The following is a 16153-nucleotide window of genomic DNA, read 5'->3' as shown; positions in this document are numbered from 1 at the left end:
ATAAAACAAAAAGTATCAAAATTATCTATGTGCAAAAAGAATCGCATCGTCACTCGCATGTGCCGATGCGTATCATTATTTATTTAATAGGGTTACTCCCTTAATAGCAAGGATCATTAATAAGTAAATGGAGGGATAAGGATGTCTTGTCAAAATAAAAAATGAGGTGCAAATTACCGTCAAAATCAAAGAAATCTTTACCAAAAATGACTGTTCTCTATTTGCGTAAAGTATCTCGAAAATCCCTAACAGCATTGTTAAAATAACGACTATCGATAGAATTAGCTTTAGCCATATCGTTTCGGGATTTAGCTGCCATAGGGAAACAAACACAATATGTTTTTCTTGGGCTTGTCCGAAAATAGGTAATAAAATCAATAAGCCCACTAGACAATCTAGGCTCCCCAGTAACAAATGGTGGAATTTTTGTGTCTGCTTTTTCTTGTCATTTTCCGCAATCGAAATTAACTCACTATTAGAAAGCAGTTCATCAATAGATACATCAAAAACCTTAGAAAGCGCCTTTAGTGACTCTATACTAGGAAATCCTCTTCCCGATTCCCATTTAGAAATTGCTGTTCTCGAAATAAAAAGCTTTTCAGCTAATTCATCTTGTGTCCACTTTTTATTTTGACGTAATTGTTTTAACTTCTCGCTAAAGTCCACTTTTACCCTCCTATCCTAATTAACATTCTTGTACAAATATTACCATAGTAGAGAATTCGATTTAAAGCCAAAAAAGGACCAGAAGATTTCTGGTCCAATCTGAATGATTAAGTTTTAAATTATTCATCTTCCTCATCGTCATTACTAATTCGTTCATTGACATGACAGATATTATTCACAGCTGAATCAACTAAGGCCATCTCTGTACCGATTAATTCACTATTGATGAAATCAATCACCATTGGCATATTCATCCCTGCATACAGTTCAATTGACTGCCCTTCTAAAATCATGCGGGAAACTACATTACAAGGTGTCCCTCCCATTAAATCTGCCAATACGACAAATTCATCCAAACCAGCTACTTTTTTTTCAAATTTTTCACGAAAATCCTCAGCCGATTCTGAAGGGAGCAGTCCTACAGTATGAATATTTTCCTGAGGCCCCATGATCATTTCTGTACTCTTTTTTAATTCTTCACAAAATAGCCCATGACTAATTAAAACTAACTGTTTACCCATTGAGTCCCTCCTTGCTTCTTTCTCTTTTAACTTATTTTGAAATGACACCTAATGCAGACAAAGCCACACAAACAACTAATACAATGAAGATTGCCTTAGTAGATGTCATATTCTTTTTCCCTAACATCCAATAAACACCACCAACAATACCTGCTGGTAATAAACGTGGCAAGATCATATCTAAGTTATTTTGCATATTCAATGTTACATCACCGATACTAGGCGCCCATGAGAATTTTACATTGATCATTGTTGCAACCAATGCCCCCACCATGAAAACCCCGAGTAATGTTGCGGCATCCGTTAATGCAGTCAATCGATGCTGCATGGTTGTTACTAAAGAAATTCCTTCGCGATAAGCAAATTCCAACTGTTTCCAACGGAAAACCATAACTGCAATTTGAGCAATAATCCAAATAAATATTCCTGTAGGATTTCCATTAATCGCCATATTCGCTGCTAATGCTCCGAAAATCGTTGGAATCAGTGCTGCAAAAATAGAATCTCCAATCGCTGCAAATGGACCCATTAAACCGGCTTTAAGCCCTGAAACTGTCTCTTTCCCACCGATACCTTCTTTCTCTTCAATGGCTAAATCAATACCAGTGATAATCGTATTAAAGAAATTAGACGTATTGAAGAATTGTGTATGGGTTTTCATAACTTCCTTCAATTCTGGTGTATCGTCACCATAAATCTTACGTAATTGAGGTAAAATAGTGTAAAGGTAGCCAGAGCCTTGCATCCGTTCATAGTTCCAGCCTAATTGGAAAGTAAACAAGCTTCTGCGATTGATTTGCTTAAAATCTTCCTTCGTCAATTTATAATTAGATTTCGTCATCTTCAATCTCTCCTTCATCTGAATCATCGGAACTGCTATCTTTTTTCACCATTGGTCCGGATGGTATCATTTGACCATTCTTATAACTTATTGCTGCTAAAGCAAAACCAATTAACGCAACAGCTAACATTGGTAACGAATTGAAGATACCGTCGAAGTTTTTCACGACACTAGCAACACCTGTACCTAATACTTGCATATTTGTAAAGACCGTTCCTAACAATGCAGTTAAAGTAAATCCTAGAATCAAATAAGGAAAATGTTTTTTGACTGGTAAATAACGTAGTAAAATTGCAAACCCGACAGCAGGTAAAACAGCTCCAGCAACAGATAAACCGTCACCTAACCATTTCAAATCGCCATTTAGAACAGCCACCACTTTTTCGACTAAGCCGCCACCAAAAGCTAATGCTAAAAATACTGGAATCATTCGAGACAACGACCAAGGCAGTGCGCCCATTAAGAAATTACGTTCAATTCCTTTATAATTCATATCATCTACTAATTTATCAATACGATGTGCAAAATAAGTATTGGCAAAACGAGCTAAGATGTCCAACTGAATCATAAGACTAGCTACTGGTACTGCAATAGCCGCGATGGCCTGTTCTGGGTTCATACCTAAAGCAACTGAAAAAGCTGTTGCTAAGATCGTTCCGGAGTTCGCATCAATTTTTGATGCACCGCCAAATGTTCCAACACCTAAAACGGTCAACTGCATACTACCACCAATAATAAGTCCAGCTTTTAGGTCCCCCATCACCAGGCCTGCGAACAGTCCAGCAAAAACAGGAGCACTTAATGAAGAATATATTTGTAACTCATCTAAAATTTGATACCCAGCATACAATGATAATAATAAGATCTGCCACCATAAGATATCCATTTTTTCCCCTCCTATTTAGCTAAAAGACTCATAAAGTCTTCTGCTTTATCACTTGGCACCATTTGAGCAATTAAACGGATACCTTTGTTGTTCAATTCTTTAAACACTTCAACATCCTGATCAACAACATTGATCGATTTTGTGATAGATCGAGTCTCATCAGATTGTGACATATTCCCGACATTTATTTCTTCGATCGGTACACCCAGTTCGACCATTTTTAATAATCGGTCTGGTTTACGCACAATAATAAATAAACGCTGAGAATCATATTTTCCAGCTAAGATATTATGAGCGGCCTTTTCAATTGGCAAAACACTAAGTCTTACTCCTGCGGGCGTTGCTAATTTCAATCCACTTTTTTCAATATCATTTTGTGCGACCTCATCATCAACGACCATAATCCGCGAAATATTCAATTTCGTTGTCCATAAATTTGCCACTTGTCCATGAATCAAGCGTCCATCAATTCTTACTCCAATAATGCTCATGTTTATCCCTCTTTCATTTCTTTATATAGTGGTTCTTTTATTAACTGAATTTGCGGCTGAAAAGTGCCTTCTGTTTCAAAGATAACGATTTCATTTGTTCCTTCATTTAATAAATCGCTAGGAACATAAAGTGAAAGTGTCGGTCCTACTTCCCAAAAACGTCCAATATTCGTTTGATTAACAAAAACAATTCCTTTACCGAACTTCGATAAATCGATAAAGCAGTCTCTCACTTCACTCAAGTTAAATTCATAACGATAAAAACTAGGCTGATTGGGTTGCCATTCTTTTGAATAATCGACCTTTTTACAATTCTCTAGCGATAAGCAATAGTGTTGCCAGTTAGTAATAAAATGAAGATCTGCCATCACCCCAGTACGGATCCCTTTTCTTTGCGTGTCTGCAAATAGTTTATGCCCGTAATTGACTCGCCCCATATTTTCGATTAAGACATCAATTTGATTGTCATTTTGTGGCAAAGAAACTTTAACGTCATCGCCTATTTCTGTTTGATATTGTGTTGCTTGAAGCTTTTGATTAACAAATAGCTGACTACGATCACGACCATCGATTATTCTCAAACGTTCTTCTTCCGCATCCTTTTCTATGGTTGTTCGATAAAGAAGATAGCCTGTATTTTGACCTAATTCCTCCATTGTTTTAGGATACTTGGCATGAATTGGTTCACTAATAGTATCTAAAGTAGCGAAAAGGCTGACTTTATTAGTTAATGGAATATTTTTAATTTCCAAAGATGGCTTGACTAAAGGCGCCATTTGTTGAATATCAGGATAATTGTCATGGATCATTTTTTGCAGCGCATAATACTTCTCTGTTGGATTTCCTTGTTCGTTCAAAGGAGCGCCATAATCGTAAGAAGTAATCTGTGGTAAATCAATTACTCCTCGAGCAGAACAACCATTCATAAAACCAAAATTTGTTCCCCCGTGGAACATATACAAATTGATACTCCCTTGATCTAATACCTCTCTCACTGCCTCAGCTAATTCATGCGGATCACGTTGAATGATCGGTTCCTTCCAACGATTAAACCAACCATCCCAGAATTCCATACACATTAATGGCCACTTCTTATCATGCTCATCAAAGAATTTTTGCATTGAGTCAAAATTCTCTTTTGCTTTTGACCCAAAGTTTCCAGTAACTAGAATATCCTCATCAATCATACTTCCAGCTCTTAATGTAGCACGCCAAGGACCATCTGACGTAAAGAATGGAACCGTAATCCCACGCTCACACATTAAATTGTGAATAGAGCGTAAGTAGTCCTTATCTTCTCCGTACGAGCCATACTCATTTTCGATTTGAACCATTAATATATTTCCACCATTCGAAAGCTGATGGGGAACAATTTTTTTCATTAATACGTCATAGTAGTCAGCGACATGATTTGAATAGACAACTTCATTAGAGCGAATACGTGTCGATTCATTCAAAAGCCATGCTGGAAAGCCACCGAATTCCCATTCTGCACAAATATATGGGGACGGCCGAACAATCGCATACAACCCTAATTCTTGAGCAGTCAGCAAAAATTTTTCTAAATCTAAAATCCCATCAAAATGATACTCGCCCTTTCTAGGCTCATGTAGATTCCAAGGTACGTATGTTTCTACGGTATTGAAACCTAAAGCTTTCAAGTTATAAAGCGAATGATACCAATCTGTGGGAGCCACTCGGAAATAATGAATTGCTCCAGATAGTATTTTAAATGGCCTCCCATTCAAAAGAAAATCTTCTTTAATCTCAAAAGTATTCAAATGCTCACTCCTTTTTGAAAGCGTTTTTAATATATTAATATATTAAATTATTCAAAATAAAAAGTCAAATGGTTTTTATTTTCTCATGATGTGTTAAAATCTACCCATAGAAGGATTTTTAGATTCTCTAATGGAATTTTTAGTCCCTATTCATTTTTTTTGGAGGAATCATATGGCAATCCCAAAATACCAACTGATAAAAGATGAACTTAAACAGCAAATTATTTCTGGTAAATTTGAAAACGGCGATAAATTTTATACTGAAGCAGAGTTAGTAGAAATGTTTAAAGTTAGTTCAATCACTGTCATTCGTGCTCTAAATGATTTAGTTAAAGACGGTTTTATTGTTCGGCAACAAGGTAGAGGTTCGTTTGTTTCAAGAGCCAGAAAAGGAAAATTGGTTGAGTTTTCCGATATTGAATTATTCCCTATTAGCCATGACCAAGTGCAAGTCTTATCCATTAATCGCGACAATAATCCTGACATTTTGAGTAAATTAGAGCTGCATGATAATGCCTTTTATTACTGTATTGAACGACTACGCACAACCGAGAATATCCCCTACATGTATCATCGAACTTATCTACCAGAACAGTATGTTAACTCGAATTATCAAGAGATGAGCTACTACAATTCGATTTATCAACGCTTCAAATTGGATTACAATATTCATATGAATGAAGAAGATTTCACTGAGACCAATGAAATCAAATTTCCTACTCCAACCAAAGAAGCAGAAAAATTACAAATTCCGACTAAAGAACCAACTGTTTTACAAATTAGGGTAACCAAGCGAAAAGATACACAACAAATACTCGAGTATGTTGAGACCTATAAAAAATGGAATTTCTATAAAATAGAATTGGTTTCTAACCATACTTAATCATTGATCGAGCTGCTGCTCGATCTTTTTTACGTTGATTTCTTTGAAATGTTTCTTAACATTCTCTGGATTCACATGACCCGTCATTTTTTCTTGCGCATTGGCCATTCCTGTTGCCATACACAACTTCAATAAATCTACCGTTTTCATCCCTCGGGACAATCCATAGGCAAAACCTGCGATTGTCGCATCGCCTGAGCCAACAGGATTCACAACATTGATGCTCGGGATCGTTACATGGTAAAAAATATCCTTGTGTTTAGCAATCGCTCCGGCTTTTCCTAAAGAGATTAGAAGCCACTCAATACCGTCAAATAAAGGCTGGGAAAGTGCTTTTTGAATTTCTTCTGATCGATTCAAAGAAAAATTTTTTTCCAATAGTGCTTCTAATTCTTCTAAATTAGGTTTGATTAAATAAGGTTTCTCTTGCCCAGTTATTACCTGCCTTAAATTCTCACCAGATGTATCAACTAATACTTTTACGCCCTCGTTTTGAGCTACACGAACTAATGTTGAGTAAAAATCCTGCGGTAATCCATTTGCTAGGCTTCCTGAAATAGTCACAATGTTCGCTTTTTTTATCAGCTCTTTAAATTTTTCAACAAATGTATTTTGTTCTTCTTTGGTAACAGTCGGTCCGGATTCTAAAATTTCGGTCTGATTGCCCTCATGCAAAATGGCGATTGAATCCCGACTCTCTTCCTTAATAGAAGTAAAATCCTGTTTAATTCCAACTTTTTTTAATTCCTCCGAAATATAAGCGCCGTGAAACCCGCCCAGAATCCCAGTAGCAAGAACGTCACCGTCTAAATCATGAACTACCCGAGTTACATTAAGTCCCTTTCCACCGGCTGTCTTAGCTACCTGATTCGTCCGATTTACAGTATTGATTTTTAAAGTTTCCAATGGATAGGAGATATCGATTGAAGGATTCATCGTTACTGTTACTATCACTATATCCCTCCTATTTCGAAACAGTTTCTTCGATTACTCGCACTTTTTCATGCCAAGAGGTCGCTGTTTGTGCCAATACCTCGTTTAAACTCTCAATATTTTTCCGGCCTTCATTCGCAAGCCATTCTTGCGTCGCACTTTCTCCAGATTCCACAAAAGGCTTCACCCCGTTTTTCCAAGTAGCCCGTCCACATAACACCCCATTAAAGGTTGAACCTGCCTCCTTAGCAAAAAACAACGTTTGTTGGAATAGTTCTGATGAAACGCCTGCGCTTAAGAAAATGAACGGCAACTCTGTAGCGTTACTTTGTTCTAAAAAGTATTGCGCTGCCTCTTCTTTCGAATACGCTGTTTCACCAGTGGTAAAGCCTTCTACAAAGTTCATATTGACGGGGACTTCAACTTTCAGTACATCCACTTTATATTGTTCTTTAGAGAATTCTTTCATCATCTCATTTACTTTGTGAGGTTTTATTTTCGCATATTCAATGGAATTGCTATCGATATTTTGTGCATCATACGAAACCAGCTCTAAATAAAAAGGCATATCTTCTTCTGCGCATTCGCTGCCTAATCGTTCAATAAAAACGTGTTTTTGATGATTAATTTCTGGATCCTCATCCACGTCATAGTAAAGCAAGAACTTAATGGCATCAGCACCTTGCTCTTTTAAACGTAGAACGGACCAGTCTGCCAATAAATCTGGTAGACGTCCTGGAGTCGACGCATCATATCCTGTTTTTTCGTAAGCCAACAATAGTCCCGCTTCTTCGTGTCGTGCCCTTGCAGCAGGTAAGCCATACTCAGGATCTAACAAGATCGAGGAGGCATAAGGGGTTAACTCTTTAGAAACTAACTCCTTAAAGTGTTCTATAGCTTTCTCTGTTGGTTCTACCCCTAATGCCAAAATCATTTTCTTTAGTGCGCCGCGTTGATCAATAGCCAAGGCACTGATAACACCCTCTTTAGTAGATAAGCGATCCATCGCTGCTTTTTTTTCTGCCGTTAATGTTAGCATCTTCTTTCCTCCTAGTGGATACTTTTACTTATACTCATGAATCATTACACCTTTTACCACCCGATTAACTGTTCCAGTTGGAGATGGAGTGTCCGGTGTATTCGCAACTTTAATCGATGTTAATAGAGCCACTGTTTGAGCTGCCATCACATATGCTAGAGCTAAATAACCGTCTGGCAGTAATTGTGCGTCTGATGTGAATTCAAATTTTTCACCAGAGAAATTCCGTTCGCCTGGTTGTGTAAGAGCAAAAACACCAGAAACAATAGCATCTTCACGAACTTCTTCTAAAACATCCAGATCGTATTCTCGTGTGTAAGGATCATTGTTAATAAAACCAAACATGATCGTTTTTTCATTGATAAATGATTTTGGACCGTGACGGAACCCCATAGATGAATCAAAGACCGTAGCAATTTTTCCAGCAGTCAACTCTAAAATCTTTAATTGTGCTTCTCGTGTCAATCCAGCTAAACTACCGGAACCAACGTAAACAATCCGTTCAAAATCAAGCTCAACAATTTTTTCAATCTCACCTTCACGAGCAATAATTTCTTTTCCTAAATGACTAAGTGTTGATACATATCTTTGTTTTTCTGATAAAGATGTTTGATCAAAAGTCAGTAATGTGCCAAGTGTCATGCAAGAGAAGCTGCCTGTCATCGCAAATCCAGCATCATTGGAACGCGTAGGCATTAAAAACAGGAAGCTATTATCCTCTTTCTTACTGTTCTGAGCCAATTGGCCTTCCTCTGCACAGGTAATAGACAAATGATAGATCGTATCAATCACTCGATTAGCTATTTCTACTGCCGCCAAACTTTCAGGGCTGTTCCCACTCCTAGCAAATGAGACTAGCAAGGTTGGTTCTTCCTTAATTAAGTATTCTTTTGGTTCAGCAACGATGTCTGTCGTACCAATGCTCTCAAAACTAAATGCCTTCACATCTCCGTGTTTTCGTAAATAAGGAACTACAGTATCACCTACATATTGTGATGTTCCTGCGCCAGTAAAGATCACACGTATTCGTTTACCGTTCGCTTTATTTTTAATATCTGCTAGAAATTTCTCTAGTTCTGGTCTTGCCTTTTTATAGAGCTCAACTGTCTCTGACCATAATTCTGGTTGTTGACGAATCTCACGTGTTGTAATCTCAGCACCTAATTGCTCTAATTTTTCTTTTTCTACTGTAAACATGCATCAACTCTCCTAACTATTCCGAATGTGGCGAATCTGATAATGAAACTGATCTGCACGAGCGACACTTAAGGTAAATTCAATGATCTCATTTTTCATGTTGTACGTTTGACGAGCCAAATGAAGAACAGGTGCCCCCTCTGGAATCATCAATTGTTTCGCATCATCTTTTGAAGCAATACTGGCATATAATTCTTCATCTGCAAGGCGAACCGTTTGATCAAAATCCTCTGAAAAAAGATCATACAAAGGCTTACTTCTCAAAAGCTGATCCGTTAATGATAGAAAGAATTTCACAGGTAAATAGGTATCCTCAATCATCAAGGGCTCGCGGTCCGCAATCCGTAAACGACTAAGTTTAAAAACAGACTCTCCCAATGAAAGATTGAGATGCTGTGAAATAAATTTGTCTGCTTCAACCTTTTCAAAAGATAGAATTCTAGTTTCCGGATTTCTTCCGAGACTCTTCATCTGCTCAGTAAAACTGTATGCCGCTGCTAAATCTGCAGCTTCTTTCTTAATGTCTGAGACAAATGTACCTTTTCCATGACGTCGATAAATATATCCGGTACTTTCCAGTTCTTGCAGAGCTAAGCGAACCGTCGTCCGACTAACTCCATATTGAGCCGTCAATTCTCTTTCAGATGGGAGCTTATCATGTGGAATCATGCCTGTTTCCATCCGCTCCTTCAATAAATCGACAAGTTGGTGATACAAAGCTTTGTTTTTAAAAGAATTTTCCATGGTATTCTCCTTTTTTTACAACTGGTTATAACCACAAACCAATAGTAAAGTGGTTTTTTTATATTTGTCAACACAAAATAAACAAGAGCTACGAGCACCACACAACAAATACTGTTATTACAGCATTTATACATCTTATTTCTATGATTTATATTTTTGTTGAAAGACTACCTCTCTCACTTCTCTTACGAAATTAACAGTAAATCTAATACCAGTTGAGACTTTGGCTCAACAAATTTTCTCCAGGATTCATTTAGACAATAAAAAAAGTGCTAACACATTGGCTAGCACCGATAGAAAATTACTTATTAAAAAACTAAAACTGGCGTTCCTACTTCAAGTATCGGATACAATTTATCCATCTTTGTTGGCGGCGTGTTGATACAACCATGAGAACCACGATACAACCATAAATCACCGCCATAAGCGTACTGCCAATCAGAATCATGAATTCCCACACCTGTTTTATCAATTGGCATCCAATAGCGAACTGGACTGGCATATTTTGAACCATCCTCATTCAACCCTCTCAATACTTGATCTGTCGATTTACTCGTGACATAGTTCACCCCAGGCGGCGTAGGCGTCGAAGGTTTTCCACTAACAATATCGGTTTCAAATTGGAGTTGACCATCTTTGTAATACCACATATATTGATTTTGCAAATCAACTTCTACATATGTCTTGCCAATGCTTGTTTGAACATTAGGCACTTCACTCTCAACAATCGGTGTTCGGCTGAAATTCTTTCCTTTTAAAATCTGCTCACTTAACGCCGCAGCTTCTGCAGGAATATCAATCGACCAGCTATAGATACCTACAGGAACCGACACCTCCCCACGTCTTGTGCTGTTGAAAGGCGTTGGATTTTCTTTTGTGTTATATTCCGCATTCAATTTCGTCACAAAGGCAATGACATTCTCTTGATTTAGTAATATTTCTGCATTTTCATTCGTAGTTAACCAACTACGTAGTTCTTCTTTAGGAATAGAAACTTTTTTCCCATTTATCTCATAAGAGATATTTAATTTAGCCAATTGATTCATTTTACTTTTTAAATCTTTTAAGTTCTTGTCGTCTTTTGTCAAAGTCGGTTGAGCATAATAGTCCTCCGCATTCACTAAGGATTTACCATTTTCCAAATTTTGGATAAGTGCCTTTTGAACCGCAACAACATCTATCGTGTCTCCTTGTTTTTCAGGAACAATCACAAAGTCTTCTTTCCCCCACTCAATCGTTGCATTTGTAGTGGGCGTTCTTGTTACATTTTTTTGAAGGATTTCCATTCCTAAACTTTCAACTAATTGATTGACACTCGATTGATCGTACCTGCTAGTTAGTTTATGTTGATTTCCAAGTATGCTGCTTATTCCCCAAGCAAATGGTGTTTGCTGCTGCTTAATACTCATTAGTGTATTCAAGTAATCCTCTTGCCAGCCAAGATCACTTCGTTTGATTTTCTTCCATAATTTATTATCAAGACGAATCGTAACTGGTGCTTCCGTTAATTCTGCATTAATTTTTTTATTCGCTTGATCTACAGTCAACCCACCTACGTTGATATTATTCACCTTAGTTTTCGGTAATAATCGCTCCGCATAATGGACACTTTTAAAAGAATAGAAGCTAACAAATATTAGTAAAACCAATAGACAAACAATAATGATCCTTTTCGTTTTTCTCTGAAAAACATCTTCCCCAAACCTTTTCAAAAAATATACCCTCACTTTTCTTCATTTAAATTGTTCTAACCAAAAGACAACTACCCCTGCTGTCTCAGACTGTTCAGTTTTTTGTTACCATCATATTCTACCAAAGAAATAACGTTGTATGTCTATAAAAATATGTTTTTTTCGTGAATAGCACCTATTTCTAAAAAAATAAGTGTGTTTTGAGAACACTTTTATCTAAATACACTAAAAAAATAGCTGTTAAGTAACTACCAACCATCAAGAAAATCTAATTTTCAATATACCTTCCGCACAAGTCGTTAAAAGTAACTCTCTAGCATTTCATAAAACAATTCGCCCCTATATTATGTATAAAAATAGTTATGTGAGAACTAATAGGTTAGTGGCCTCAAGGATGTCCATTGAATGAAAATAGCAAAATTAGAATTCTAATCCCGATTTTTCCTGATTCATCGCTTAATTAAGGAAATTATTTTAGGTTTTATTCTTCAATGTTTACCTTTTCTTAAGAAACAAACACTAATTTTCTCTATCCTATGCACAACATATCGCCAAATAATTTTCTGATTTTTTACAGTGAAGTTTCAACATTGCATTTTTAAGCAGCGCTTTCAAAACATCCCCATCCAAAACAGCTGTTATCTATCTTGCCCTAATGCTTTTTTCACTTATTCTTAAAAGAGTTTAAGTATTTCAAAAGCCCTAGTATTCCTCTCCTTTGTTACATTTGTACATTACATTGTAACGTATTGTCACGGGTTTATAACCCATGACATCAAGAAGGATGTTAAAGTATGTCTCGTAGTCGAAATGACTGTTTGAAATTTAAAAACTTTTTTGGAGGAATTTACATAATGAAATTTGGAAAAACTCTTGTACTTACGACTTTACTAACAGCTGGTGCAGTATTTGCACTAGGAACAAATGATGCGCACGCAGCTGAAAATTACACGGTTCAATCTGGTGACACATTATCAAAAATCTCAATAAAATTTGCTGGTGACAACAGCTTAGTTGATTCAATTGCAAAGGAAAACAAAATTTCTAATGTTGATATGATTTTTGAAGGACAAAATTTAACAATCGATACAGATGCTAAAGGCAACACAACTGTCACTCCTGTTCAAGAACAAGCAGCTCCTGCTCAATCAGAACAACCTGTTCAAGCAGCTCCTGTTCAAGAAACAGCACCCGTACAACAAGCTGCTGCTCCTACTTCTGAAGCATCAACCCCAGCAAGTACGAATGCTGCAAAAGAATGGATCGCTCAACGTGAATCTAGCGGGTCTTACACAGCAACAAATGGTCAATATATTGGACGTTACCAACTATCAGCTTCTTATCTAAATGGTGACTACTCAGCTGCGAACCAAGAACGTGTCGCTGATCAATATGTAACTTCTCGTTATGGTTCATGGGAAGGCGCGCAAGCATTTTGGCAAGCAAACGGCTGGTACTAAGCCGAAGTATAGATTAAAAACCCCTCTCATGAGGGGTTTTTTTATTCTACTTATTCTACATAAAAAAAGCTTCTCTAGCTGCATCAGGAATGTCTTCAACTTTTTCAACAATGATATCCGCTCCTGCTTCTACCAACTCCTTGCGGTCACCAAATCCATATAGAACACCAATACTTTTCAAATGATTTGCCTTTGCTCCTAAAATATCAAATTCTCGATCCCCGATCATTATCGTTGATTTATTTTCCAGCTCCTTTAGAGCGTAGGCAATCACCGCTTGTTTTTTGGAACGTTCCCCAGCTAAATCCGCACCGAAAATATGTGAAATATATTTTGACAAACCGGTTTCTCTAATTACCTGATTCGCAAAAACTTCTGGTTTTGATGTAGCGATTGCTAAATTGTATATGGTTGATAATTCAGTTAATAATTCAATAATGCCCGGATAAACAGCTAATTGCTTAATTCCTTTTTCCGAATAGTACTCACGATAAATCGCAATTGCCTCCTGTGACTCATTCTCTGTAAGATCGTATAGTTTGCTTAATGTTTCTGTTAACGGTGGTCCAATAAAGCTATGGAGTGTGGCTTCGTCAGGAATTACCAAACCTTTTTTTTCCAACATATAACGAACACTATTCACGATTCCTTCACTTGAATCAGTCAATGTCCCATCTAAATCAAACAAAACAGTTTTTTTCATCGTCTACCTCCTACTTCCATCCTACTGATTCCTTTGTAAAATATCAACCTAAGGCAATATTCTTGCTTTACAAAAGAAATCCGCCTATACTTACTTTTAGTAAGGATTAAGGAGGAATTAATTATGGACACACAAATTCGCGGATTACACCATGTTACAGCAATGACTTCAAGTGCCGAAAAAAATTATCGCTTTTTCACCGATATATTGGGTTTACGTATGATAAAAAAAACAGTTAATCAAGATGACATCGAGACGTATCATTTATATTTCACCGATGATACCGGAGCACCTGGGACTGACATGACGTTTTTTGACTTTCCACAAATTCCAAAAGGAACGAAAGGGACAAATAGTATTTCGAGAACTGGTTTTCGAGTACCTACAGATTCTTCATTAGACTACTGGCTACAACGGTTCACGAAACTAGGTGTTGCCCATAGTGAAGTAAAAGAGCGTTTTGGAAAAAAATATTTAGAATTTCAAGACTACGACGATCAACTATTCCAACTAGTTTCAGATGAACAAAACAAAGGTGTTTTAGGCGGAACCCCTTGGAAAAACTCAAATGTTCCTGCCGAACATGCCATCTTCGGCTTAGGTCCAACTATTGTTACCGTAGCTAAATTTGAACATTTAAAGCTTGTTTTAGAAAATTTACTTGGCTTTGCTGAGACAGCTTCAGAAGATAGCTTACATCAATTTGAAGTTGGTGAGGGAGGCAACGGCGCAACGATCATTGTCGATGATCAGCCAGATATGATTCCTGCTCAAGAAGGGTACGGCAACGTCCATCATTTAGCTTTGCGCGTTGCAGATGACGAAGCACTTCGCGATTGGATTGAAAAAATCAATGCTTTAGAATTTCCAAATTCAGGTTTTGTTGATCGTTTCTATTTCCAATCAGAATACTTTCTAGCAGCACCAAATGTTCTATTTGAATTAGCTACTGACGGACCTGGTTTCTTACAAGACGAGGATTATGAACATGCAGGTGAAATTTTATCTTTACCACCTCATCTTCAATCAAAACGTGAAGAAATTGAAGAATATGTTCGACCATTTGATACATCTGACGCCAATAAAAAAAGGCAATAGGGAGAACGCGATGATTTTCTATTCAGCCAGAGAACTAACTACGAAACAAAATTACAAATTCCTGACTGGCAGCATCATTCCACGTCCTATTGCATGGATTACAACAATGAATCAAGAGACAGATGTAATTAATGCTGCACCGTTCAGTTACTTCAACATTGTTGCTAAAGATTTGCCACTGGTCAGCCTTTCGATTAATCGGAAGAATAAACAAATGAAAGATACAGCCTACAATTTATTGAATCAACATGAAGGTGTCATTCATATTGTTAATGACACCATATTAACCGAAATGAATCAGTCCGCTGCTTCCTTAGCATCTGAAGAAAGTGAACTAAGCCATAACAATCTAACGCTGTTAACTAGTAAAGAAGTAACAGTACCTGCGATTAGTGAAGCGCCTATTCGTTTTGAAGTAAGGTTGCACCAATATCTTCCTGTTAAGAACAACAATGGGGACATTGTCAGCGACCTTTTTATTTTAGAAGTCTTAAACTATTATTTTGAAGAGAAAGTTTTCGACAAGGAAACAGAGTACATTGATCCAGAAAAATTGGCTCCTCTAGCACGTTTAGCTGGAAACTCATATAGTCACATCTCAGCAATTGTAGATGTGGATCGACCCAAATAAAAAGGAGCAGGCTCTTATTGAGCTTGCTCCTTTTTTTCACGTAAATCAATCATTTGTACATTTCCATCAATCATGCCACTAGGACCCTTCAGTTTAATCAATGACATACGAGGATCAAAAATCAAAGACATCTCATCTTCCAAATATAGTTTAGAATGCTCTTTGATACCAATATTTCCAATGTTGCTCTCAACATCTAATGTATAATCTGAATGATCTTGATCTTCATCTAAAAACAACAATCGAAAACTAATATTCAGCGCACAGCTACCAGCCTTGGAGTAGCGACCCACACCATCATCTAAATCTAAAACAATTCGACTATTTTGATATTCTTCAAGCCTTTTTACTAATTCCTCTGATACATTTATATACATAATTATCATCACCTCATATAAAGAATAGCACGATTATGATAATCCCTTAAATACTTTGCTCACACAAAAAAAGACAATTTCGAAAAATTGTCTTTAGAACTCCGGCAGTAGGACTCGAACCTACGACATCATGATTAACAGTCATGCGCTACTACCAACTGAGCTATGCCGGAATAAATTCAGCGTGGCGACGTCCTAATCTCACAAGGGG

The 16153-nt window shown here is 37.1% G+C and carries 17 protein-coding genes and 1 tRNA gene; 4 read left to right on the top strand and 14 right to left on the bottom strand.

Annotation, left to right across the window (positions count from 1 at the left end; all coding sequences use genetic code 11):
• Nucleotides 1–75: 75 nt before the first annotated feature.
• The 6 genes from RV13_RS17625 to RV13_RS17600 all read right to left on the bottom strand — a co-directional run bounded on the left by RV13_RS17625 (nt 76) and on the right by RV13_RS17600 (nt 5186).
• The gene (locus RV13_RS17625; RefSeq protein ID WP_010746789.1) at nt 76–666 is read right to left on the bottom strand and encodes a helix-turn-helix domain-containing protein; all 591 of its coding nucleotides are present in this window, start codon (nt 664–666) and stop codon (nt 76–78) included.
• A gap of 119 nt (nt 667–785) precedes the next feature.
• Nucleotides 786–1187, bottom strand: coding sequence for a PTS sugar transporter subunit IIA (locus RV13_RS17620; protein ID WP_010746790.1), 402 nt, complete (start codon nt 1185–1187; stop codon nt 786–788).
• A 31-nt stretch (nt 1188–1218) separates the two neighbouring features.
• A complete protein-coding gene (locus tag RV13_RS17615) occupies nt 1219–2028 on the bottom strand; it encodes a PTS system mannose/fructose/sorbose family transporter subunit IID (RefSeq protein WP_010746791.1) in 810 nt (269 codons plus the stop codon).
• Nucleotides 2015–2914, bottom strand: coding sequence for a PTS mannose/fructose/sorbose/N-acetylgalactosamine transporter subunit IIC (locus tag RV13_RS17610; protein WP_010746792.1), 900 nt, complete (start codon nt 2912–2914; stop codon nt 2015–2017). Before RV13_RS17610 ends, RV13_RS17615 begins: the two co-directional genes overlap by 14 nt.
• A gap of 11 nt (nt 2915–2925) precedes the next feature.
• Nucleotides 2926–3405, bottom strand: coding sequence for a PTS sugar transporter subunit IIB (locus tag RV13_RS17605; RefSeq protein ID WP_010746793.1), 480 nt, complete (start codon nt 3403–3405; stop codon nt 2926–2928).
• A 2-nt stretch (nt 3406–3407) separates the two neighbouring features.
• Complete coding sequence (locus RV13_RS17600) at nt 3408–5186, bottom strand: glycoside hydrolase family 35 protein (RefSeq protein ID WP_010746794.1); 1779 nt, start codon at nt 5184–5186, stop codon at nt 3408–3410.
• A gap of 172 nt (nt 5187–5358) precedes the next feature.
• Here RV13_RS17600 and RV13_RS17595 point away from each other — a divergent pair, with 172 nt between their 5' ends.
• Nucleotides 5359–6069: a GntR family transcriptional regulator gene (locus tag RV13_RS17595; protein WP_010746795.1), complete on the top strand. Its 711-nt coding sequence runs from the start codon at nt 5359–5361 to the stop codon at nt 6067–6069.
• Here RV13_RS17595 and RV13_RS17590 read toward each other — a convergent pair whose 3' ends face one another.
• The 5 genes from RV13_RS17590 to RV13_RS17570 all read right to left on the bottom strand — a co-directional run bounded on the left by RV13_RS17590 (nt 6070) and on the right by RV13_RS17570 (nt 11694).
• On the bottom strand, nt 6070–7023 hold the full coding sequence (locus RV13_RS17590; RefSeq protein ID WP_010746796.1) for a hexose kinase: 954 nt from the start codon (nt 7021–7023) through the stop codon (nt 6070–6072). It abuts the gene before it with no gap.
• 10 nt (nt 7024–7033) lie between these two features.
• Entirely contained in the window at nt 7034–8041 is a 1008-nt protein-coding gene (gene lacD / locus RV13_RS17585) for a tagatose-bisphosphate aldolase (RefSeq protein WP_010746797.1), read from the bottom strand.
• 24 nt (nt 8042–8065) lie between these two features.
• On the bottom strand, nt 8066–9238 hold the full coding sequence (locus RV13_RS17580; protein ID WP_010746798.1) for an SIS domain-containing protein: 1173 nt from the start codon (nt 9236–9238) through the stop codon (nt 8066–8068).
• Between the two features lie 12 nt (nt 9239–9250).
• The gene (locus RV13_RS17575) at nt 9251–9982 is read right to left on the bottom strand and encodes a GntR family transcriptional regulator (protein ID WP_010746799.1); all 732 of its coding nucleotides are present in this window, start codon (nt 9980–9982) and stop codon (nt 9251–9253) included.
• Between the two features lie 308 nt (nt 9983–10290).
• Complete coding sequence (locus RV13_RS17570) at nt 10291–11694, bottom strand: L,D-transpeptidase family protein (RefSeq protein WP_060789541.1); 1404 nt, start codon at nt 11692–11694, stop codon at nt 10291–10293.
• An 833-nt stretch (nt 11695–12527) separates the two neighbouring features.
• Here RV13_RS17570 and apf point away from each other — a divergent pair.
• Complete coding sequence (apf, locus tag RV13_RS17565) at nt 12528–13133, top strand: aggregation-promoting factor (protein ID WP_010746801.1); 606 nt, start codon at nt 12528–12530, stop codon at nt 13131–13133.
• Nucleotides 13134–13188: 55 nt separating this feature from the next.
• Here apf and RV13_RS17560 read toward each other — a convergent pair whose 3' ends face one another.
• A complete protein-coding gene (locus tag RV13_RS17560) occupies nt 13189–13836 on the bottom strand; it encodes an HAD-IA family hydrolase (protein WP_010746802.1) in 648 nt (215 codons plus the stop codon).
• A gap of 123 nt (nt 13837–13959) precedes the next feature.
• On the opposite strand from RV13_RS17560, the gene RV13_RS17555 reads away from it, so the two are divergent.
• Both RV13_RS17555 and RV13_RS17550 read left to right on the top strand, forming a co-directional pair.
• The gene (locus tag RV13_RS17555; protein WP_010746803.1) at nt 13960–14934 is read left to right on the top strand and encodes a ring-cleaving dioxygenase; all 975 of its coding nucleotides are present in this window, start codon (nt 13960–13962) and stop codon (nt 14932–14934) included.
• Nucleotides 14935–14944: 10 nt separating this feature from the next.
• Nucleotides 14945–15565 (top strand): flavin reductase family protein, encoded by a 621-nt coding sequence (locus RV13_RS17550; protein ID WP_010746804.1) that lies wholly within the window; start codon nt 14945–14947, stop codon nt 15563–15565.
• A gap of 14 nt (nt 15566–15579) precedes the next feature.
• On the opposite strand, the gene RV13_RS17545 is transcribed toward RV13_RS17550, so the two are convergent.
• Both RV13_RS17545 and RV13_RS17540 read right to left on the bottom strand, forming a co-directional pair.
• Nucleotides 15580–15942, bottom strand: coding sequence for an iron-sulfur cluster biosynthesis family protein (locus RV13_RS17545; protein ID WP_010746805.1), 363 nt, complete (start codon nt 15940–15942; stop codon nt 15580–15582).
• Nucleotides 15943–16041: 99 nt separating this feature from the next.
• Nucleotides 16042–16115: transfer RNA gene (locus tag RV13_RS17540), tRNA-Asn, on the bottom strand.
• Between the last annotated feature and the right edge of the window lie 38 nt (nt 16116–16153).

The sequence above is a fragment of the Enterococcus raffinosus genome (assembly GCF_001886185.1).
In the GTDB taxonomy this organism is placed as follows: Bacteria; Bacillota; Bacilli; order Lactobacillales; family Enterococcaceae; genus Enterococcus_A; species Enterococcus_A raffinosus.
This window is presented reverse-complemented; position numbering and strand designations above follow the sequence as displayed.